The organism is Leifsonia sp. fls2-241-R2A-40a, assembly GCF_030209575.1.
Lineage (GTDB): Bacteria > Actinomycetota > Actinomycetes > Actinomycetales > Microbacteriaceae > Leifsonia.
The window spans coordinates 3,678,448-3,698,955 of record NZ_JARVRS010000001.1; the positions used below are offsets into that span (position 1 = coordinate 3,678,448).

19 protein-coding genes are annotated in these 20,508 nt (G+C 70.2%); 2 read left to right on the forward strand and 17 right to left on the reverse strand.

What is annotated here, in order from left to right; all coding sequences use genetic code 11:
• Positions 1-17 precede the first annotated feature (17 nt).
• The 5 genes from QRN40_RS18160 to QRN40_RS18180 form a co-directional block, all read right to left on the reverse strand.
• Entirely contained in the window at positions 18-803 is a 786-nt protein-coding gene (locus QRN40_RS18160; RefSeq protein WP_285117345.1) for a fumarylacetoacetate hydrolase family protein, read from the reverse strand.
• Positions 800-1,696 (reverse strand): ketopantoate reductase family protein, encoded by an 897-nt coding sequence (locus QRN40_RS18165; protein ID WP_285117346.1) that lies wholly within the window; start codon positions 1,694-1,696, stop codon positions 800-802. Before QRN40_RS18165 ends, QRN40_RS18160 begins: the two co-directional genes overlap by 4 nt.
• Before the next feature lie 93 nt (positions 1,697-1,789).
• Complete coding sequence (locus QRN40_RS18170; protein WP_285117347.1) at positions 1,790-2,920, reverse strand: branched-chain amino acid aminotransferase; 1,131 nt, start codon at positions 2,918-2,920, stop codon at positions 1,790-1,792.
• Positions 2,921-2,945: 25 nt separating this feature from the next.
• Positions 2,946-4,001, reverse strand: a complete 1,056-nt coding sequence (locus QRN40_RS18175) for a 3-isopropylmalate dehydrogenase (RefSeq protein WP_285117348.1) — start codon at positions 3,999-4,001, stop codon at positions 2,946-2,948.
• A gap of 72 nt (positions 4,002-4,073) precedes the next feature.
• The gene (locus tag QRN40_RS18180) at positions 4,074-5,606 is read right to left on the reverse strand and encodes an MFS transporter (RefSeq protein WP_285117349.1); all 1,533 of its coding nucleotides are present in this window, start codon (positions 5,604-5,606) and stop codon (positions 4,074-4,076) included.
• 58 nt (positions 5,607-5,664) lie between these two features.
• On the opposite strand from QRN40_RS18180, the gene QRN40_RS18185 reads away from it, so the two are divergent.
• A complete protein-coding gene (locus QRN40_RS18185) occupies positions 5,665-6,234 on the forward strand; it encodes a TetR/AcrR family transcriptional regulator (protein ID WP_285117350.1) in 570 nt (189 codons plus the stop codon).
• Positions 6,235-6,356: 122 nt separating this feature from the next.
• Here the strand turns inward: QRN40_RS18185 and QRN40_RS18190 are convergent, their stop codons facing one another.
• The 3 genes from QRN40_RS18190 to serA all read right to left on the reverse strand — a co-directional run bounded on the left by QRN40_RS18190 (position 6,357) and on the right by serA (position 9,672).
• Complete coding sequence (locus tag QRN40_RS18190) at positions 6,357-7,604, reverse strand: RNA polymerase sigma factor (protein ID WP_285117351.1); 1,248 nt, start codon at positions 7,602-7,604, stop codon at positions 6,357-6,359.
• Positions 7,605-7,618: 14 nt separating this feature from the next.
• Positions 7,619-7,981: a YciI family protein gene (locus QRN40_RS18195; protein WP_285117352.1), complete on the reverse strand. Its 363-nt coding sequence runs from the start codon at positions 7,979-7,981 to the stop codon at positions 7,619-7,621.
• Between the two features lie 98 nt (positions 7,982-8,079).
• Positions 8,080-9,672: a phosphoglycerate dehydrogenase gene (gene serA, locus QRN40_RS18200; RefSeq protein WP_285117353.1), complete on the reverse strand. Its 1,593-nt coding sequence runs from the start codon at positions 9,670-9,672 to the stop codon at positions 8,080-8,082.
• A 147-nt stretch (positions 9,673-9,819) separates the two neighbouring features.
• Here serA and QRN40_RS18205 point away from each other — a divergent pair, with 147 nt between their 5' ends.
• Entirely contained in the window at positions 9,820-10,200 is a 381-nt protein-coding gene (locus QRN40_RS18205; protein ID WP_285117354.1) for a DoxX family protein, read from the forward strand.
• Positions 10,201-10,210: 10 nt separating this feature from the next.
• Here the strand turns inward: QRN40_RS18205 and QRN40_RS18210 are convergent, their stop codons facing one another.
• The 9 genes from QRN40_RS18210 to QRN40_RS18250 form a co-directional block, all read right to left on the reverse strand.
• Positions 10,211-10,942, reverse strand: coding sequence for a copper homeostasis protein CutC (locus QRN40_RS18210; RefSeq protein WP_285117355.1), 732 nt, complete (start codon positions 10,940-10,942; stop codon positions 10,211-10,213).
• Between the two features lie 77 nt (positions 10,943-11,019).
• A complete protein-coding gene (ilvC, locus tag QRN40_RS18215; RefSeq protein WP_285117356.1) occupies positions 11,020-12,048 on the reverse strand; it encodes a ketol-acid reductoisomerase in 1,029 nt (342 codons plus the stop codon).
• A 60-nt stretch (positions 12,049-12,108) separates the two neighbouring features.
• Positions 12,109-12,618: an acetolactate synthase small subunit gene (gene ilvN, locus QRN40_RS18220; protein WP_285117357.1), complete on the reverse strand. Its 510-nt coding sequence runs from the start codon at positions 12,616-12,618 to the stop codon at positions 12,109-12,111.
• 2 nt (positions 12,619-12,620) lie between these two features.
• Positions 12,621-14,429, reverse strand: coding sequence for an acetolactate synthase large subunit (locus QRN40_RS18225; protein ID WP_285117358.1), 1,809 nt, complete (start codon positions 14,427-14,429; stop codon positions 12,621-12,623).
• Positions 14,430-14,479: 50 nt separating this feature from the next.
• Positions 14,480-16,174: a dihydroxy-acid dehydratase gene (gene ilvD, locus QRN40_RS18230; RefSeq protein WP_285117359.1), complete on the reverse strand. Its 1,695-nt coding sequence runs from the start codon at positions 16,172-16,174 to the stop codon at positions 14,480-14,482.
• A gap of 72 nt (positions 16,175-16,246) precedes the next feature.
• Positions 16,247-17,071: a trehalose-phosphatase gene (gene otsB, locus QRN40_RS18235; RefSeq protein ID WP_285117360.1), complete on the reverse strand. Its 825-nt coding sequence runs from the start codon at positions 17,069-17,071 to the stop codon at positions 16,247-16,249.
• 36 nt (positions 17,072-17,107) lie between these two features.
• Complete coding sequence (otsA, locus tag QRN40_RS18240) at positions 17,108-18,580, reverse strand: alpha,alpha-trehalose-phosphate synthase (UDP-forming) (protein WP_350224766.1); 1,473 nt, start codon at positions 18,578-18,580, stop codon at positions 17,108-17,110.
• A 181-nt stretch (positions 18,581-18,761) separates the two neighbouring features.
• On the reverse strand, positions 18,762-19,667 hold the full coding sequence (locus tag QRN40_RS18245; protein ID WP_285117361.1) for an SGNH/GDSL hydrolase family protein: 906 nt from the start codon (positions 19,665-19,667) through the stop codon (positions 18,762-18,764).
• Between the two features lie 35 nt (positions 19,668-19,702).
• Positions 19,703-20,389: a TetR/AcrR family transcriptional regulator gene (locus QRN40_RS18250; protein WP_285117362.1), complete on the reverse strand. Its 687-nt coding sequence runs from the start codon at positions 20,387-20,389 to the stop codon at positions 19,703-19,705.
• Positions 20,390-20,508 lie beyond the last annotated feature (119 nt).

The following is a 20,508-nucleotide window of genomic DNA, read 5'->3' on the forward strand; positions in this document are numbered from 1 at the left end:
CGATCCTACCGGGAGGCCTACTTCGGGGCGCGCACCGGATTCACCAGCGAACCGAGGCCGTCGATCTCCACCTCGACCGTGTCGCCCGCCTTCATGGGGCCGATTCCAGACGGCGTTCCGGTCAGGATGACGTCCCCGGGGAGGAGGGTGAAGACGCTGGAGGCGTAGGCGACGATCGACGGGATGTCGTGCACCATGTCCGAGATCGGCGCCTCCTGCTTCAGCTCGCCGTTCAGGCGCGTCCGCAGCACCGCATCCGGAGCCAGCTCCGTCTCGATGACCGGGCCGAGCGGGCAGAAGGTGTCGAAGCCCTTCGCGCGCGTCCACTGGCCGTCCTTCTCCTGCAGGTCGCGGGCGGTCACGTCGTTCGCCACCGTGTAGCCGAAGATGTGCTCCGCGGCGTCCTCGGGACGGATGTTGCGGGCGATCTTCCCGATCACGACGGCGAGCTCGCCCTCATAGTCGACGCGCTCCGACTGCGGAGGGATGATGATCGCGTCGCCGAGGCCGATCACCGCGGTGTTCGGCTTGAGGAACAGCAGGGGCTCCCCCGGCGCCTCGCCGCCCATCTCGGCGGCGTGCTCGCGGTAGTTCTTGCCGACCGCGACGACCTTCGACCGCGGGATGACCGGGGCCAGCAGCGAGCCGACCTTGCCGAGCGGCACGCGCTCGCCGGTCGTGTCGAAGCCGGTGAACATCGGATCGCCGGAGAGCACCACCAGCGCGTCGTCGTCGACGATCCCGTAGTCGATGGCCGGAGAGCTGGAACCGTCGCGGGTGTGGCTGAAACGTGCGATCTTCACGCGTTCGAGCCTAGCGCCGTGAGGATGCGCGAGAGAGCCGGAGTGGGGATCCCGTGCCGCTCACCGACGCGGATCAGCGCACCACCGAGCGCGTCCAGTTCGCTGGGCGCCCCCGCAGCGAGGTCCTCCTGCAGGGAGGTCCGCATCCCGCCCGGGACGCTTCGCAGGGCGCGGACCAGGTCGAGTTCCGACGCCGGAACGCCCTCGGCGGTGGAGCACGCCACGACTTCGGAGACGACCGCCTCGGTGAGCTCCGGATCCTCGCTGAGGGCGGCGCCCGCGGGCTGCCGCCAGTACGAGGTGAGCAACGCGAGCGAGGCGAGGAGCCGGAACTTCGCCCACAGCACCTCCGCCTCGCTGCCGCCGACCCGGACGCTCGGTCCCGCATCCGTCAGCGCACGCACCGACGCGAACCCGGCCGCCGCCTCCGGAGCTTCGATGCGGACGAACGGACTGCGGTGGTCGATCACCGTGGTGGATGCGCGCAGCGCCGACACCGCGATGGATGCGCCGGCGACCGGGACGCCCGGAAGCGCGTCGCGCAGCGGCGCCATGTGCTCGATGCCGTTGAGGAACGAGACGACCTCGGAGGGCCGCGAGGCGACGATTCCCGGGAGCACGTCGTCCAGTCCGTACGCCTTGGTCGCCACGATCACGCTCGCGCCGGCCGGGACCTCGGTGACGGCGCGCACCCGCTCCACGCCGTCGCCGAACAGCTCGCTGCGCACCTCGAGTCCGTCGCGGTTGATCGCGTCGACGGTCGCCGGGCGTCCGACGGCGACGACGTCGTGACCGGCGCGCTGCAGCAGCCACGCGAGCAGGCCGCCGACCGCCCCCGGTCCGACCACCGCGAACACTGTTCCGTCCGCGTCCGTCCCGCTACCGTCCGTCACGCTGCGCTCCCCTCATCGAACGGCGCCGAGGTGCTCGTCGTTGCAGCGGCACACGGCGTGTCGGGCGCAACGGCGAGCACCTCGGCGAAAGGCCTACGCGTCGAGGCGGTACATCCAGTTGTGACGGTCGCGCTCGCGGCCGTACTGGATGTCGGTCAGCTCCTGGCGCAGCGACATGGTCAGCTCGCCGGGAGGCGCCGTGATGTCGCCGACCGTGAAGGTGTCCGACTTGAGCTCGCCGATCGGGGTGATCACCGCAGCCGTGCCGCAGGCGAAGACCTCGACGATGTCGCCGGACTCCACGCCGTCGCGCCACTCGTCGAGCGTCACCTTGCGGCGCTCGACCTTGTGGCCGCGGTCGCGTGCCAGCTGCAGCACCGAGTCGAGCGTGATGCCCTCGAGGATGCTGTCGGACTCCGGGGTGACCAGGGTGCCGTCCTTGTAGACGAGCACCACGTTCATCCCGCCGAGCTCCTCGAGGTACTTGCCCTCGACCGAGTCGAGGAAGAGCACCTGGGCGCAACCGTGCTCGTATGCCTCCGACTGCGGCAGCAGGCTGGAGGCGTAGTTGCCGCCGGTCTTCGCGGCACCCGTTCCGCCCTTGCCTGCGCGCGACCAGCGGTCGGACAGCCAGATCGAAACCGGCGCCACGCCGCTCGGGAAGTACGCCCCGGCCGGACTGGCGATCAGATAGTACGCGACCTTATTGGCCGGACGGACGCCGAGGAACGCCTCCTTGGCGAACATGAACGGCCGGAGGTAGAGGCTCGTCTCTGCGGCATCCGGCACCCAGTCGCCGTCCACCGCGATGAGCTGCTTGATCGAGTCGAGGAAGTGCTCGACCGGCAGCTCCGGAAGCGCAAGACGGTACGCCGAGCGCTGCATGCGGGCGGCGTTCGCCTCGGGGCGGAAGCCCCAGATCGAGCCGTCCGCGTGCCGGTAGGCCTTCAGCCCCTCGAAGATCTCCTGCGCATAGTGGAACACCGCGGCCGACGGCTCCAGCTGGATGGGTCCGTACGGCGAGACGCGCGGCCGGTGCCACCCGCCCTTCGCCGACCAGCAGATGTCGACCATGTGGTCGGTGAAGTAGTTGCCGAAGCCCGGGTCCGCGAGGATCTCCGCGCGGGCGGCCGCATCGCGCGCGGCCTCGTTGCGGGAGACGTTCCAGAGCAGGCCCGAGGTCTCGGTCGGTCCGCTGGTGAGAGAGATGCTGGTCGAGGTCATGACAGGTCCTTTACGCGACGGTGATTCAATTCTGCGCCACTCGTGCGGCGATCGCGTCGCCGATCTCGGCGGTTGTTCGCGACGCGCCCGTGCGGGCGGCGAGGTCGGCGGTCACCGCCTGCTCGACACGCTCGGCGAGCTCCTTCTCGCCGAGGTGGCGGAGCAGGAGCGCCGTGGAGAGGATCGCGGCGGTGGGGTCGGCCTTCTGCTGGCCGGCGATGTCCGGAGCCGATCCGTGAACCGGTTCGAACATGCTCGGGAAGGCCCCGGCGGGGTTGATGTTGCCCGAGGCCGCCAGCCCGATGCCGCCGCTGATCGCGGCCGCGAGGTCGGTGAGGATGTCGCCGAAGAGGTTGTCCGTGACGATCACATCGAATCTAGCAGGATCCGTGACGAGGAAGATGGTGGCGGCGTCGACGTGGAGGTAGTCGACGGTGACCTCGGGATGTTCGGCCGCGACCGCATCCACGATCCGCTTCCACAGGCCGCCGGCGAAGGTGAGGACGTTCGTCTTGTGCACCAGTGTCAGTTTCCGGCGGCGCTGCTCGGCCTGCTCGAAGGCGAAACGCACGACGCGCTCGACGCCGTACGCGGTGTTCACCGAGACCTCGTTGGCGATCTCATGCTCCGTGCCCTGCCGGATCGCGCCGCCGTTGCCGACGTACGGGCCTTCCGTGCCCTCGCGGACGACGACGAAGTCGACGTCGCCCGGGTTCGCCAGCGGGCTGGCGATGCCGGGGAAGAGCGTCGTCGGGCGGAGGTTCACGTAATGGTCCAGCGAGAACCGCAGCTTCAGCAGCAGGCCGCGCTCGATGTTCGCGCCGGCCAGTCGCGGGTCGCCGGGCCGGCCTCCGACGGCGCCGAGCAGGATGGCGTCGTGAGCGGTGATCGCCTGCAGGTCGTCATCGGTCAGCACGTCGCCGGTCGCCAGGTAGCGGTCGGCGCCCAGCGAGAAGTGCGTCTTCTCGAACGCCAGGTCGCTGCCGTCGACCACCGCATCGAGCACCTTCACCGCCTCGCCGATGACATCGGGACCGATTCCGTCCCCGGGGATGACGGCGAGTTTGACGGATCGGGACATGGCACTCCTGCGCTGATCGATGGGCGGAATCGGTAGTGCCACCCTATCGCCGCCCCGCGACATCGCGGGCCGTCAGGAGCGGACGTGACGGAGGGTCACCAGAGCGACCACGGCGGCGATCGCGACCAGCGCGATGCCGATGACCGCGGTGAGGCCGACGCCGCTGTCGAAGGCCGAACGTGCCGAGGCGAGCAGCTGCTCGGCCAGTGGACCGGGCAGACCGCGGGCGACCGTCACCGCACCGCCGAGGGTCTCCCCCGCCGCGCCGGCCTGGGCGGCCGTCAGACCGTTCGGGATGACGAGCGCCGAGCGGTACGACGCCGTGATCAGCGTTCCGAGCGTGGCCGTGCCCAGCACGGCGCCTAGCTCGTACGCGGTCTCGGAGACGGCGGACGCCGCTCCCGCCTTCGCCGCGGGCGCTGTCGAGATCACGAGCTCGTTGGAGACCGTCTCGGCCGCCCCGATGCCCGCCCCGAGGAGGACGAAGGCCGCGAGCAGCACGCTCCACGGCGCACCGCCGCCGGTCAGCGCGACAAGCAGATACCCCGTCGCCGACAGCGTCAGTCCGCCGGCGATCACCACACCGGGCCGGATGCGTCGCGCGATCGGCACGACGACCAGCCCCGCGACGATCATCGTGAGCAGCCCCGGAAGGAGCACCATCCCCGACTGCAGCGGCGTGAGTCCGATGACCAGCTGCAGGTGCTGCGACACGAAGAACAGGAAGCCGACGAGGGACACCACGCTCAGCAGGTTCACGACCACGGCGCCGCTGAAGGCCGGCCGTGTGAACAGGCGCATGTCGAGCATCGGAACCGGACGGCGCAGCTGACGGCGGACGAACAGAGCACCGCATCCCACGCCGACCGCGATCGCGACGACGGCGACGAGCGAGAAGCCGTCGACCGCGAGCGCCTTGATGCCGTAGACGATCGGCGCCATGGTGAGCAGCGAGAGCACGATGCCGAGCACGTCGACCGGCCCGGGAGCCGGGTCGCGCGACTCCCGCACCAGCAACGGCGCGAGCACGAGCAGCGGGATGAGGACGGGCACGGCCAGGAGGAACACCGAGCCCCACCAGAAGTGCTCGAGCAGGACGCCGCCCACGATCGGGCCGAGGGCCGAACCGGCCGCGAAGCCCGACGCCCAGATCGCGATCGCCAGGCGGCGCTGCTCCCGGTCGGCGAAGATGCTGCGCAGCAGGGAGAGCGTCGACGGCATGAGCATGGCGCCGAAGACGCCGAGGGCGGCCCGCGATGCGATCAGGAGCTCGGCGGTCGGCGCGAAGGCCGCGACGACGGAGACCGCCGCGAAGCCGGTGGCCCCGATCAGCAGGAGACGCCGGCGGCCGATGCGGTCGCCGAGGCTTCCCATCGCGACAAGCAGCCCGGCGAGAACGAGCGGGTAGACGTCGACGATCCACAGCATCCCCGTCGATGAGGGCTTCAGCGCTTCGGAGATCGACGGGAGCGCGAAGCTCAGCACCGTGTTGTCGACCGAGACCAGCAGGGTCGGGAGCATGAGCACCGCGAGCGCCACCCACGCGCGACGGCCGGCCCGGGGCGGGACGGCGACGGGCAGGCGTGTGCCGGCGGTGAGGGACATGCGACTACTGTACCGTCTGGACGGTACAGTAGCAAGCTCCCCCGGCTAGCATGTGGTCATGCCGAGCGACGCATCCACCGCCCCCTCCTCGTCCCGCTCTGCGCGCGATCGCGTGCTCGACGCGTTCGAGGAGCTGCTGGCCGAGCAGAGCGAGCGCGCGGCCACACTCGACGCGGTGGCGGCCCGCGCCGGCGTGTCCAAGGGCGGCTTGCTGTACCACTTCGCCTCCAAGGAGGCGCTGGTCGCCGGCGTGCTGGACCGGTTCGCCGCCCTGGTGGCGGAAGACGTCGAGCGGATGCGCACAGCCGAAGCGGGGCCGGTCGACTACTTCCTGCGCACGTCCATCCCCACCGACTCCCGCTTCGAGCGGGCGGTCGTCGCCGTCGCCCGGCTCGCGCAGGCCGCCGACCCGCGGGCGCGCGACGCCCTCGCCGACGCCCAGCGGCTCTGGCTGGGTGTGCTGGAGGAGGCGGTCGGCGACCCGCTGGCGGCGCGCATGGTCATGCTGATCGGCGACGGGATGTACTACAACACCGCGCTGCTGCCGGCTGCGAACACCGTGCTGCGCGACGAGACCGACGTCGACGAGCTGATCGCGTTGGTGCGCGGAATCGCGGCGGACCGGTAGCGGTCCCGCCTCCGCCGGCCCACCACCCCACCGCCCGGACCATTCGTCACGAATCGCGACGATTCGTCACGAATGCGCGCCGTTCGTCACGAATGTCGCGCGGCAGGCACGCGACGGCGGCGTCAGCGGACCTCGGCGAGCAGCCGCTCCAGCGAGCGGGCCGTGCGGTCGTCCCGGGCGCTCCGGATCGCCGCCCGGAACGCCTCCGCAGCCTCCTCGTCCCTCCCCGCCAGGAGCAGCAGGTCCGCCCGGGCGGCGTACGCCTCGGCCGCCAGCACGCCGGAGGTCAGCGCGGGATCGGCGTCCAGCGCCGCCAGCGCGACCTCGGGGCCCGCATCCGGGCTGTGACCGAGCGCGACCGCCCTCCCCAACCGCGCGGACGGGCTCGGCCACTGCCTCACCAGGCCCTCGTAGAGGCGCGCGATCGCGGGCCAGTCCGTCGCCTCCCACGTCGGCGCGACAGCGTGCAGGCCGGCGATGCCCGCCTGCAGCGCGTAGCGTCCGCCGCCCGCCAGAGCCACCGTCGCGAGCGCCTCGCCCTCGGCCATGAGCGCCACATCCCACCGCCGTCGGTCCGCCTCGCGGAGGGTGGCGAACTCGTCCGCTTCGGTCAGCCGCGTCGGCTGCCGCGCCTCCGTGAGCAGGAGCAGCGCCAGCAGCCCCGCGCTCTCGGCCTCGCCTGCGACACGGTGGGCGTCGCGGGCGAGCTCGATGGCGTCCCGGCGCAGGGCCGCATCCACCGTCTGGTGGCCCACCGTGTACAGCAGGTAGATCGTGGTCAGCGCATCGGGCATGCGCGCGGCCACCGCGGCGGGGTCGTCGAGCACGAGCCGCAGCCGGGCGTCGTGGATGCGCTTCTTGGCCCGGGTGAGCCGCGCCGCCATCGTGGGCTCGGAGACCAGGAACACCTCGGCGATGCCCGCGGTCGGAACCCCGCAGACGAAGCGGAGCGCGAGCTCCACCCGCGCCTCGGGAGAGAGGTCCGGGTGGGCGACGACCAGGATCAGCTCCAGCCGCTCGTCCCCGGTGAACACGAACTCCTCCTCCCCCTCGTCGGCGGCTTCCGCCGCCCGGGCGGCCTCCATCGCGCGGGCCGTCTCCGCCGCGAGAGCGGGCGCCGCGAGCGCAGCCGTCCGCTCCCGGCGCATCGCGTCGAGCGCGATCCGCCGGGCGACCGTCGTCACCCACGCCGCCGGATTGGCGGGCGCCCGCCCGCGGTCGGCCTCGACGACGGCGCGCGCGAGCGCCTCCTGCACCGCGTCCTCTGCGAGCAGGAGGTCGCCCGTCGTGCGTGCGACGGCGCCCAGGATGCGCGGCGACTCGTCGCGCCACGCCCGTTCGAGGGCGAGGCGGCCGGCCTCCGCGGTCACGCGACCGCCGTCACTCAGCGCACCGCATCCAGCACCAGCACCGGGTACAGCTCGATCGTGCCCTGGGTCGGGCACAGCGCCGCCAGCTCGCGCGCCTGCTCGGGAGTGGACGCCGTGAAGCTGTAGAAACCGGTGATCGCCTCGCTCGTCTCGCCGAACGGACCACTGGTGAAGACCGGCCCGTCGGCGCCGGGCGTGATGCGGGTGGCGCGCGCAGCCTCCTGGAGGGCGCTGCTTGCGACGATGCGCTCGCCGGCGGCGGCGACCGCCTCCTGGAAGGCCGCGTGACCGGCCATTCCGGCCTGCCAGTCCTCGGCGGTCATGGCTGCGGGGTCCCAGTTGGGCTCGCGGATGAGCAGGACGTACTCGTCGGACATGGTGTCTCCTTGCGTTCGTAGGGATATCGACACCCCTACGACGCAAGTCAACCGCCGGAATCGACAGCCGGGAAGAGAATTCTTTTCCCGGCGTCGCGTCAGGACTCCGTGATGTCGATCTCCTGCATGAGGTCGGCGTCGATCGCGATGCGCACCTTCTCGAGCAGTCCGTCGGGCACGCGCGAGTCGACGGTCAGCACGCTGAGCGCCTTGCCGCCGGCCGAGGTCCGGGCGATCTGCATGCCGGCGATGTTGATCGCCGCCTCACCGAACTCGCGGCCGTAGACCGCGACGATGCCGGGACGGTCGTCATAGACCATGACCACCAGGTGCTCGGCGACCGGGACCTCGACGTCGTAGCCGTTGATGCCGACGATCTTCTCGATCTGCTTGGGACCGGTCAGCGTGCCGGAGACCGAGATCTGCGATCCGTCGCTCAGCGCGCCGCGCAGCGTGATGAGGTTGCGGTACTCCTCGCTGACCGAGTCGGTGATGAGGCGCACCTCGATACCGCGCTGGTCCGCAAGCAGCGGCGCGTTCACGTACGACACCGTCTCACTGACGATGTTGGTGAAGATGCCCTTGAGGGCGGCGAGCTTCAGGACGCTCACGTCGTAGTCGGCGAGCTCGCCGCGGACCTCCACGTCGACGCTCGTGACCGGGCTGCCGGCGAGGCCGGAGAAGACCTGGCCGAGCTTCTCGACCAGCGGGATGCCCGGGCGCACGTACGGGTCGATGACACCGCCGGCGACGTTGACCGCATCCGGCACCAGCTCGCCGGAGAGCGCCAGGCGCACCGAACGGGCGACCGAGACGCCGGCCTTCTCCTGGGCCTCGTCGGTCGAGGCGCCGAGGTGCGGGGTGACGACGACGTTGGGGAGTTCGAGGAGCGGCGACTCCTGGGGCGGCTCCGACACGAACACGTCGAGGCCGGCGCCGGCGATCGTGCCGGTGGTGAGGGCGCGGTACAGCGCATCCTCGTCGATCAGGCCGCCGCGGGCGACGTTGACGATGAACGCCGTGCTCTTCATCAGCGCCAGCTGGTCGTCGGAGATCATGCCGGTGGTCTCGGGCGTCTTCGGCATGTGGATGGTGACGAAGTCGGCCTGCGCGAGCAGTTCGTCCAGGGTCACCAGCTGTACGCCGAGCTGCTGGGCCCGGGCGCTCGTCACGTACGGGTCGTAGGCGATCACGTTCGTGCCGAACGCCTGGAGACGCGCGGTGATGAGCGCGCCGATGCGGCCGAGGCCGATGATGCCGATCGTCTTCTCGTACAGCTCGACGCCGGTGTACTTCGAGCGCTTCCACTGACCCTGCGCCAACGCGCCGTGCGCCGCCGGGATGTGGCGGGCGAGGCTCAGGATGTGGCCGACGGTGAGCTCGGCGGCCGAGATGATGTTGGAGGTCGGCGCGTTGACGACCATGACGCCCGCGTTGGTCGCGGACTTGATGTCGACGTTGTCGAGCCCCACGCCGGCGCGCGCGATGACCTTGAGGACGGGTGCGGCGGCGATCACCTCGGCGTCGACCTTGGTCGCGGAGCGCACCAGGATGGCGTCCGCGTCGGCGACAGCGGAGAGCAGCGCCGGCCGGTCGGTGCCGTCCACCGATCGGACCTCGAAGTCCGGCCCGAGGGCGTCGACGGTGGCGGGCGAGAGTTCTTCGGCGATCAGGACGACCGGCTTTGTCACGTGGCAGTTCCTTCGAGGTGCGAGGGCTGGCTTGGGAAGGTGCGCCACGGTCGATGGGGCGCGGAACGGGTTAACTCTAGCGGGCGGTCACGCGCGCCTTTCGCTGCGTTACGACGGCTGTGGACAGTCTCGGGAGAGGATGGGCTGGTGACGCTTTTCGAGATCGCCCAGCTGATCGTGCGCATCCTGCTCGCGGTGGTGTTCGTCGGGATGGGTGCTCTGCACTTCGTCCCCGGACCTTCGCGCGGGATGGCGGCGATGATCCCGCCGGCGCTGCGCCTCGCACCGCCGGCCGTGCTGGTCGCGGTCACCGGCCTGTGCGAACTCGCGGGCGGTATCGGGCTGCTGATACCGGCGACGCGGGTGGCTGCGGCGATCTGCCTGGCGGTGTTCCTGGTGGCCGTGTTCCCGGCGAACGCCTACGCCGCCGGGAAGACGGACCGGTTCGGCGCGTTCGCCACACCGCTCGTGCCGCGTCTGGTTCTCCAGATCGTGCTGATCGCGCTCTGCGTCTTCTGCGCGTTGTGACCGACGCGGGTCAGCGCACCCTCGCGACCGCTACGACGGCCGCGCGGACCGCCGACGGGTCGGTGATGTCGTAGGCAGCGTCGCCTCCGCCGGGGCCGCTGGGCGCGCCGAGCACCGTGTCGCGGGCGGAGAGGTGCACGGCGTCGATTCCGGTGCGCGACAGAGCCTGGATGTCGTCGGCCCGCACTCCCCCGCCCGCCATGATCTGCAGGCGGCCGTGGAGGCGCTCGACGAGGGACCGCAGCCCAGCGACCCCGTCGATGCTGCGAGCCGCCCCGCCGGAGGTCAGCACCCGGGTCACGCCGAGCGCAGCGAGCTCTTCGGCCAGGCCCACAGGGTCGGTCGCGATGTCGATGGCGCGGTGGAAGGTGACCTCGAGCGGCCCGGCCTCGGCGACGATGCTGCGCACCGCGTCGCCATCGACCGCGCCCGCCTCGGTGAGTGCGCCGATCACCACCCCGGCTGCTCCCGTCTCGCGGGCGAACCGCACATCCCCCAGCGTCGTCCGCAGCTCGTCGGCGTCGTAGACGAAACCGCCTCCGCGAGGCCGCACCAGGACGTGCACGTATGCGTTCCGGCCCGCGGACCGCGCTTCCGCGACCGCCGCCCGGAGGAGCGCGGCCGAGGGGGTGAGACCGCCCATGCCGAGCGCGCTGCAGAGCTCGACCCGGTCGGCGCCCTCGGCGAGGGCGACGCGCACACCGGTGACGTCCTGGACGGCGATCTCGACGGCGATGCCCATGCGGCTCCTGACGCGGAAAGGGGTGCCGCACGCGACGCGTGCGGCACCCCGAGACTAGTGCGCGATGCGGACCGAGGTCAGCGCGCGACCTCGCCGTCGACGTAGTCGTCGTCGTTCGAGGCGTTCCAGGCGAAGAGCTTGCGCAGCTCGCGGCCGGTGGCCTCGATGGGGTGCTGCTCGCCCTTCTCGCGGAGTGCGAGGAACTCCGGCGCGCCGGCGTCCTGGTCCGCGATGAAGCGCTTTGCGAAGGTGCCGTCCTGGATGTCGGACAGCACGGCCTTCATGTTCTCCTTGACGTGCGGGTCGATGACCCGCGGGCCGGAGACGTAGTCGCCGTACTCGGCCGTGTCGGAGACGCTCCAGCGCTGCTTGGCGATGCCGCCCTCCCACATCAGGTCGACGATGAGCTTGAGCTCGTGCAGCACCTCGAAGTAGGCGACCTGCGGCTGGTAGCCGGCCTCGGTCAGGGTCTCGAAACCGTACTGGACGAGCTGCGAGACGCCGCCGCAGAGGACGGCCTGCTCACCGAACAGGTCGGTCTCGGTCTCCTCGGTGAAGGTGGTCTTGATGCCGCCGGCGCGGAGACCGCCGATCGCCTTCGCGTACGAGAGGACGAGCGGCCAAGCGTTGCCCGACGCGTCCTTCTCGACGGCGACGATCACGGGAACGCCGCGACCCGCCTCGTACTCGCGGCGCACGGTGTGGCCCGGGCCCTTCGGCGCGACCATGATCACGTCGACGCCCTCGGGCGCCTCGATGTAGCCGAAGCGGATGTTGAACCCGTGGCCGAAGACGAGGGCGTTGCCCTCCTGCAGGTTGTCCTTGATGTCGTCGGAGTACAGGTGACGCTGCACCTGGTCCGGCGCGAGGATGACGATGACGTCGGCCCAGGCGGCCGCGTCGGCCGCGCTCAGGACGCGGAAGCCCGCCTCCTCGGCCTTCGGCTTCGACTTCGAGCCCTCCTTGAGGCCGATGACGACCTCGACGCCCGAGTCGCGGAGGTTCTGCGCGTGCGCGTGCCCCTGCGAGCCGTAACCGATGACGGCGACCTTCTTGCCCTGGATGATCGAGAGGTCGGCGTCGTTGTCGTAGTAGATCTCAGCCACTTCGTGGTTCTCCTTGCTGGTTTCGGTTCAGAGTGAGTTCGTGCGCCGCCCGGAGGCGGGTCAGTTCTTGAAGACGCGCTCGGTGATGGACTTCGAGCCACGGCCGATCGCGAGCAGCCCGGACTGGGCCATCTCCTTGATCCCGTACGGTTCGAGCACCTTGAGCAGCGCCTGGGTCTTGCCGCTGTCGCCGGTGACCTCGATCACGAGCGCATCGGTGGCGACGTCGACGACGCGGGCACGGAAGAGGTTGACCGCCTCCAGCACCTGCGAGCGGGTGGAGTTGTCGACGCGCACCTTGATGAGCAGGTGCTCGCGCTGCACCGACTGGGCCGCATCCAGCTCGACGATCTTGATGACGTTGATCAGCTTGTTGAGCTGCTTGGTCACCTGCTCGAGCGGGAGCTCCTCCACGTCGACGACGACGGTGATGCGCGAGAGTCCGTCGACCTCGCTCGTCCCCACCGCCAGCGAGTGGATGTTGAACCCGCGGCGGGCGAACAGCCCCGCCACACGAGTCAGCAGACCGGGTTTGTCCTCGACGAGGAGGCTCAGAACGTGCGTGCTCATGGTCACTCCCCTCCGAACGACGGGCTGTGGTCGCGGGCGTATTGGACGTAGCTGTTGCTGACGCCCTGCGGGACCATCGGCCACACCATCGCGTCAGCGCTCACCACGAAGTCGATGACGACCGGGCGGTCGTTGGTCTCGAGCGCGAGCTTGATCGCCGCATCCACCTCTTCCTCCTTCGTGACGCGGATGCCGAGAGCGCCGTACGCCTCGGCCAGCTTCACGAAGTCCGGGACGCGGACGGTGTCGTGCCCCGTGTTCAGGTCGGTGTTGGAGTAGCGGCCGTCGTAGAACAGCGTCTGCCACTGGCGCACCATCCCGAGCGACGAGTTGTTGATGATCGCCACCTTGATCGGGATGTTGTTGATCGTGCAGGTGGCGAGCTCCTGATTGGTCATCTGGAAGCAGCCGTCGCCGTCGATCGCCCACACCACGCGGTCCGGCTGCGACACTTTCGCACCCATCGCCGCGGGAACCGCATAGCCCATCGTTCCGGCGCCGCCGGAGTTGAGCCACGAGTTCGGACGCTCGTACTTGATGAACTGGGCGGCCCACATCTGGTGCTGGCCGACGCCGGCGGCGTACACGCCCTCCGGACCGGTCAGCTCGCCGATCCGCTGGATCACGTACTGCGGCGCCAGCAGGCCGTCGGTGGTCGGCGTGTAGCCGAGCGGGAACTCCTCGCGAAGCCCGTTCAGGTACGTCCACCACTCGATGGTGTCGGGCGCGGTCGCGCGCGATGCGTCCTGGTAGGCGGCGGTCAGATCGACGATGACGTCCTTGGCATCGCCGACGATGGGGACATCGGCGATGCGGATCTTAGAGATCTCGGCGGGGTCGACGTCGACGTGCACGATCTTCGCGTTGGGCGCGAACAGGGAGGTGTTCCCGGTCACGCGGTCGTCGAACCGCGCACCGAGCGAGATGATCAGATCGGCCTCCTGCAGCGACAGCACCGCGGGCACCGTGCCGTGCATGCCGGGCATGCCGAGGTGCTGCTTGTGGGTGTCGGGGAAGGCGCCGCGCGCGGTCAGCGTGGTGACGACGGGAGCACCCGTGGTCTCGGCGAGCTCGAGGAGCTCCTGCGAGGCCCGCGCCCGGATCACGCCGCCGCCCACGTAGAGGACCGGCTTCTTGGCCTCCGCGAGCAGCTGGGCCGCTGCGAGCACCTGCTTGCCGTGCGCCTTGGTGATCGGGCGGTACCCGGGAAGGTCGACCTTCGGCGGCCACACGAACGGCGCCGTGTTCTGCTGCGCGTCCTTCGTGATGTCGACGAGCACCGGCCCCGGACGGCCGGTGCCGGCGATGTGGTACGCCGCCGCGATCGTCGAGGGGATGTCTTCGACGCTCTTCACGAGGAAGGAGTGCTTCGTGATCGGCATCGTGATGCCGACGATGTCAGCCTCCTGGAACGCGTCCGTGCCCATGAGGGTGGAGAACACCTGTCCGGTGATGAACACGACCGGGACCGAGTCCATGTGCGCGTCCATGATCGCGGTGACGAGGTTGGTCGCCCCCGGGCCGGAGGTCGCCATGGCGACGCCGACCTTGTTGCCCGCGACCGCGTAGCCTTCGGCGGCGTGGCCGCCGCCCTGCTCGTGGCGGACGAGGATGTGACGGATCCGGGTGGAGTCCATGATCGCGTCGTAGATGGGGAGGATGGCACCGCCGGGGAGCCCGAAGACGTCGGTGACGCCGAGAAGCTCGAGGGTGCGGACGACCGACTGCGAGCCGGTCAGATTCTCGGGCGACGCCGCTCTGCTGGGCGCCGCGGACGGCAACACACTGCTGGGGGTTGCATCCGTGGACATGCCTGTTTCAGTCCTTACGTACGGTGGTGGTTTCTGGTGCCGGCGCGAGCTCAGCCCGTGACCGCTCCTTCTGCTGCGGAGCGCACGAGTTTGGAGAACTTCGCGAGAACGCCACGGGTATAGCGCGGAGGAAGAGGCGCCCAGCCTTCACGGCGGGCGGTCAGCTCTGACTCGTCGACAAGTAGGTCGAGGGAGCGAGCCGCGATATCGACCCGTATCAGATCACCATCGCGCACGAAGGCGATGGGACCTGCGTCCACCGCTTCGGGTGCTATGTGGCCGATGCACAGGCCGGTTGTGCCGCCTGAGAATCGTCCGTCCGTCAATAGTAGTACATCCTTGCCGAGGCCTGCGCCCTTGATAGCAGCCGTGATGGCGAGCATCTCGCGCATCCCGGGGCCGCCCTTCGGGCCCTCGTACCGGATGATGACGACATCGCCGGCGTAGATGCGCCCTTCGGTCAGCGCATCCATCGCCTCGCGCTCGCGCTCGAAGACGCGGGCGGGGCCCTCGAAGACTTCGGCGTCGAAGCCGGCCGTCTTGACGACCGCGCCGTCCGGAGCCAGCGAACCCTTGAGGATGGTGATCCCGCCCGTGGGGTGGATGGGGTTGTCGAGCGACCGCATGACCTCGCCGTCCGGCGCGGGCGGGTTGATCTCGGCCAGGTTCTCGGCCACCGTCTTGCCGGTCACGGTCAGGCAGTCGCCGTGCAGGAGGCCCGCATCGAGCAGGGCCTTCATCACGACGGGCACGCCGCCGTGGCGGTCGACGTCGTTCATCACGTACTTGCCGAAGGGCTTGAGGTCGCCGATGTGCGGCACCTTGTCGCCGATGCGGTTGAAGTCGTCGATGGTGAGGTCGACCTCCGCCTCGTGCGCGATCGCCAGCAGGTGGAGCACGACGTTGGTCGAGCCACCGAACGCCATGGCGACGGCGATGGCGTTCTCGAACGCCTTCTTGGTCAGGATGTCGCGCGCGGTGATGCCCTTCTTGAGCAGGTTCACCACGGCCTCGCCGGAGCGGTGCGCGTAGTAGTCGCGGCGACGGTCGGCCGAGGGCGGCGCGGCGGAGCCCGGGAGGCTCATGCCCAGCGCCTCGGCGACGGAGGCCATCGTGTTCGCGGTGTACATGCCGCCGCAGGCGCCCTCGCCCGGGGCGATGGCGCACTCGATGCGCTTGAGGTCTTCCTCGCTCATCTTGCCGGCCTTGCACGCACCGACCGCCTCGAAGGAGTCGATGATCGTGACGTCCTTCTCCGTGCCGTCGGAGAGCTTCACCCATCCGGGCGCGATGGATCCGGCGTAGAGGAACACAGCGGAGAGATCGAGCCGGGCCGCTGCCATCAGCATGCCGGGGAGCGACTTGTCGCACCCGGCGAGCAGGACGGTGCCGTCGAGGCGCTCGGCCATCATGACCGTCTCGACCGAGTCGGCGATGACCTCGCGCGACACGAGAGAGAAGTGCATGCCCTCGTGGCCCATCGAGATGCCGTCGGAGACGGAGATGGTGCCGAACTGGAGCGGATAGCCGCCCCCGGAGTGCACGCCCTCCTTCGCCCCCTGCGCGAGACGGTCGAGCGAGAGGTTGCAGGGGGTGATCTCGTTCCACGAGCTGGCGATGCCGATCTGCGGCTTCTCCCAGTCTTCGTCACCCATGCCGACCGCGCGGAGCATACCGCGGCTGGTGGTGGCTTCGATCCCGTCCGTGACGACGCGCGAACGCGGCTTCCAATCGACTTCTGGCATAGGTCAACTCTAGGACGTCTCGAATGCCGCTCGGACCATGTGTCAGGCACTCGTGGAGAGCCCCGGAGGTGGTCAGTCTGTGGACGACTTCAGGTGCGCCTCGCGCGCCTGGGCCAGCAGGCCCAGCAGGGTGGCGATGGCGCGCTCGTCGGCGACGCGGTACTGTGCCGCCGTCTCGCCTTCTCCCACCTTGATGCCGACGTCGCCCTGCGCGGGGCGCAGCACGGAGAAGCCGTCCTCGTCGGTCACGTCGTCGCCCGCGAACAGCACGGCGGTCGCCTTCGTGTACTCGCGCAGCCGCTCGACGCCGTCGCCCTTGTGCGCCTCGCGCACCGAGAACTCGATGATGTCCTTGCCATCGCGGATGGTCAGGTCCGGGCTCACCGCCGCGGCGGCCTCGCGGGCGCGGGCGCGCACCTCGTCGCCGCGCTCCTCCGCCACCTGCCGGTAGTGCACGCCGAACCCCACGGGCTTGATCTCGAGCTTGGTCCCCGGGACGCTGTCGACGAGCGCCTGCAGCGCCTCCCCGAGCCGGGCGAGCGTGTTCTGCTCCTCCGCCGTGAGGTCGAGCGAGACGCCGTCGCGCCCGAAGCGGATCTCGACCCCGTGGGAGCCGATGAGCAGCGCATCCTCGTCGGCCTCGGTCACGGTCTCGAGGCTCGACAGCGGCCGTCCGGACACGTACGCGACCCAGGTGTCCGGCAGGTGCTCCAGCCGGTCGAGCGCCGCCTTCGACTCCGGGAGCGCGCGGGCTCCGCGAGGGACGTCGACGAAGGGCGCAAGCGTGCCGTCGAAGTCGAGGGCGAGCAGCAGCCGGTCGGTCCGCGCGAGCTCCTGCAGCGCGGAGGCGAGGGCGACGGCGGAGGCGGGCGGGCGGTGCGAAGCGGTGTCTGTCATGGGTCTTTCAGAGGGAGGAGGACAGCAGGATGCGCGTCAGCGCCGGTTGACCGGCGAATCCTGCAGCGGGTGGTCGCCGTGCGCGCGGCGCGTCAGGGCGTCGAGGAAGGAGGCCGACCAGCGCGCCACGTCGTTGGTGAGCACCTTCTTGCGGAGCGCACGCATCCGGCGGGTGCGGTCGCGCTTGGGCATCGCGAGCGCCTGCATCACGGCGTCCTTGAGGCCCTCGATGTCGTGCGGGTTGATGAGCAGCGCCTGGCGGAGCTCGTCGGAGGCGCCGGCGAACTCGCTGAGCACGAGCACGCCGTCCTCATCCACGCGCGTCGCCACGTACTCCTTGGCCACCAGGTTCATGCCGTCGCGCAGTGCGGTCACCAGCATCACGTCGGCGGCCAGGTACAGCGCCACCATCTCCTCGCGCGGGTAGCCGTGGTGGAGGTAGGCGATCGCGGTGTGCCCGAGGGTGGAGTAGTCGCCGTTGATGCGGCCGACGGTCAGCTCGATTTCGTCGCGCAGCTGGCGGTAGGTCTCGACGCGCTCGCGGCTCGGGCTCGCGACCTGGACGAGCGTGACGTCCTCGGCCTTCAGCCGGTCTTCCGCGAGGAGCTCGCCGAACGCCGCGAGGCGGTGGCCGATGCCCTTGGTGTAGTCGAGCCGGTCGACGCCGAGCATGATCTTCTCGGGGTTCCCGAGCTCTTCGCGGATCTCGCGGGCTCGCGCCTGGATCTCCGGGCGCCGGGCGAGCTCCTGGTACTGGTTGGCGTCGATCGAGATCGGGAACGCCCGCGCGAGCACCGTGCGCACCAGGCCGCCGCGGCGGTCGGTGGTGACGTGGCGGTGCGAACCGGCCTCCGGGTCGTCGGTGTCGATCGGCACCTCGATGATCGGGCCGCGCGTCTCGTAGCCCTTCAGACGGCGGACGGCGCGGGAGAAGTTGCCCGCGTCGGCGACGCGCTGGAAGCCGATGACGTCGGCCCCGAGCAGTCCGTCGATGATCTGGCGGCGCCACGGCAGCTGCGAGTAGATGCCGTACGGCGGGAACGGGATGTGGTTGAAGAAGCCGATCACCAGGTCCGGTCGCAGGTCCCGCAACATGGCGGGGACGAGCTGCAGCTGGTAGTCGTGCACCCAGACGACCGCCCCCGGGGCGGACACGGACGCCGCAGCCCGCGCGAACCGGCGGTTGACCTTGACGTACGTCTCCCACCACTCGCGGTGATAGCTCGGCTGCGCGATGACGTCGTGGTACAGCGGCCACAGGGTGTCGTTGGAGAAGCCCTCGTAGTACTCCTGCAGCTCCTGGTCGGAGAGCGGGACGGGCAGGATGTTGATCCCGCCGGCCTCGAAGGGCTCGATGTCCTCGCCCGCGACTCCGGCCCAGCCGACCCAGATGCCGTCCTCGGCCCGCATGACCGGCTCCAGCGCCGCAACGAGGCCGCCGGGAGACGGCCGCCAGTCGGCATTGCCGTCGTCGTCCAGCACCCGGTCCACGGGTAGCCGGTTGGACACGATGACCAGGTCGTAGGTTTCTGTGTCGTCGTCGGTCGCGTTCGTCGTCGTCGAGTCAGGCGTCGTGGTGATGGTGGGTCAACTCCCTCGAGGGGTCGCGGTGGACACCAGCCAGGGTACCAGCGTCCTCCAAGCCCCCTCCCGGTCCGCACCGAGGGATCGCCCGAGCGGGCGAGCCGGGCTAGTGCCCCTTCCCGAGCAGCTGGATGAGTCGGCTCGCGTACTCGGCGTATCCCTCCGCGGTCGGGTGGAAGACGTCGGCGCCCGTCGTGTTGAGCCACGGTCTGCGATCGCCGATCGCATGCCCGGCGAAGGCGACGGGCAGGTACATCATCGGCTTGCCGGCGTCCCGCTGCTCCTCGACCGCCTGGCGGATGACCTCGTTGAGTCCGAGCGTCGCCGCGTTGATCGCCGCCGCCGTCTGGAAGTCGGGGGCGCTGGGGTCGGACGCGTCGTAGAGGGGGGCGTAGCCGGTCACGACGATCCGTGCGTTCGGGGCAGCCTGCGCGACTGCGCTGTAGACCGTGTCGAGGCGATCGGGCAGCACGTTGAGCAGCGACAGCGCGGCGGTGACCTCGTTCCGGCAGGCGGTCGCCTTGCCGGCAGCGCAGTCGCCCGCGATGGCGGCGACGCCGAGGTCGTTGCCGCCGATGCTGAGCGTGACGAGATCCGTCCGGTCGTCGAGCGCGATCAGCTGGTGCTTCAGGAGGTCGGAGGTGGTCGCTCCGGCGCACGCGGCGTTGACGACCAGGTCGACGCCGGTCTTGCGGGCGAACGTCGACGGGTAGCTGTTGGGGCTGAGCCTGCATTTGCCCTGCTCGTCGCCTCCCCCGAGGCCCGCCGCGAACGAGTCGCCGAGGGCGACGTAGCGGGTCGATGCGGTGACGGGCTCCGTGGGGAACGGATCCGGGGTCGCCGTCGGCGCGGGAGCGGCGGTGGATGCGGCGCGCGGAGTCTCGGCGCTGGTCGGGGCGCCGGAACAGGCGGTCAGCAGGGCGAGGAGGGCGGCCGACGCGAGCACGCCGGCAGCACCGAGCGCGCGCCGGGTTCGGCGAGCGCGCGGGTTCGGGGATGCTTCGGGTCGCATCCCTCAGACAGTAGTGGTCGACGCTTGGCGAACGCTCAAACGCGCTCGGTCAAGGCAAGCAGGATGGCCGGCACCGACTCGGAGAGACGCTCCGGGAACGTGCGCTCGTCCCCCGCGAGCACGGCGCGGGCCTCCTCGCTCGCGCAGAGCTCGGCGATGACGCGCACCGCCTCCTCCGCCTTGATCGTGAAGCGGCGGCCGGCGCTGGTGAGCGCCTCGACGACGATCTCGGTGAGGTCGGAGAAGAACTCGTCTTGGTAGCGGAGGTAATCGGCGGCGATGGAGTGGTCACGCAGCGCCATGAGCTGGAACTCCGCCTGCACGAGCCACCAGCGCCGATCGTCGGTCTGCAGTTCGAGGATGCGCGTGATCGTCTGCAGGACGTCCTGGTCGCCGAGGTCAGGGACGCCGTCGCTCACCAGGGGCGCGAGGAATTGCGCGACGCCCGAGTTCAGCTGCTCCAGCCGCATTGTCTTCTCGCGCTCCATGAGCGCGAAGAACAGCTCCTCCTTGCTGGAGAAGTTGGAGTAGAACGCACCACGCGTGAAGCCCGCCGCCTCCGCAATGGTCTCGACGCTGGCGGCGCGCACGCCGTGTTCGGCGAACACGTCGAACGCGGCGTCCAGGAGGCGGGCGCGCGTGCGCTGGCGGCGCGCTGACTCGGCCGGCGCCTCCTCGCGCTGGTCCGTCGTCACGTCGTCACTGAGAGTCGTGCTGTCCAAGCTGAAACCTTCCTGAATCCAACTTTCGATACAGAAGTGTATCGGATACGGTCATGCATGGATACAACGGTGTATCGAACATCCACCATCGCTTTCGGTACTCACCCACGGGAGAACGC

Bases quoted from the DNA above. Each gene is read 5' to 3' on its own strand.
- ilvD (WP_285117359.1), bottom strand. From the start codon at position 16,174: ATGCCAGAAGTCGATTGGAAGCCGCGTTCGCGCGTCGTCACGGACGGG.
- ilvN (WP_285117357.1), bottom strand. From the start codon at position 12,618: ATGAGCACGCACGTTCTGAGCCTCCTCGTCGAGGACAAACCCGGTCTG.
- QRN40_RS18180 (WP_285117349.1), bottom strand. From the start codon at position 5,606: ATGTCCCTCACCGCCGGCACACGCCTGCCCGTCGCCGTCCCGCCCCGG.
- QRN40_RS18245 (WP_285117361.1), bottom strand. From the start codon at position 19,667: ATGCGACCCGAAGCATCCCCGAACCCGCGCGCTCGCCGAACCCGGCGC.
- otsB (WP_285117360.1), bottom strand. From the start codon at position 17,071: ATGACAGACACCGCTTCGCACCGCCCGCCCGCCTCCGCCGTCGCCCTC.
- QRN40_RS18210 (WP_285117355.1), bottom strand. From the start codon at position 10,942: ATGGGCATCGCCGTCGAGATCGCCGTCCAGGACGTCACCGGTGTGCGC.
- QRN40_RS18185 (WP_285117350.1), top strand. From the start codon at position 5,665: ATGCCGAGCGACGCATCCACCGCCCCCTCCTCGTCCCGCTCTGCGCGC.
- QRN40_RS18170 (WP_285117347.1), bottom strand. From the start codon at position 2,920: ATGACCTCGACCAGCATCTCTCTCACCAGCGGACCGACCGAGACCTCG.
- QRN40_RS18225 (WP_285117358.1), bottom strand. From the start codon at position 14,429: ATGTCCACGGATGCAACCCCCAGCAGTGTGTTGCCGTCCGCGGCGCCC.
- QRN40_RS18175 (WP_285117348.1), bottom strand. From the start codon at position 4,001: ATGTCCCGATCCGTCAAACTCGCCGTCATCCCCGGGGACGGAATCGGT.
- QRN40_RS18195 (WP_285117352.1), bottom strand. From the start codon at position 7,981: ATGTCCGACGAGTACGTCCTGCTCATCCGCGAGCCCAACTGGGACCCC.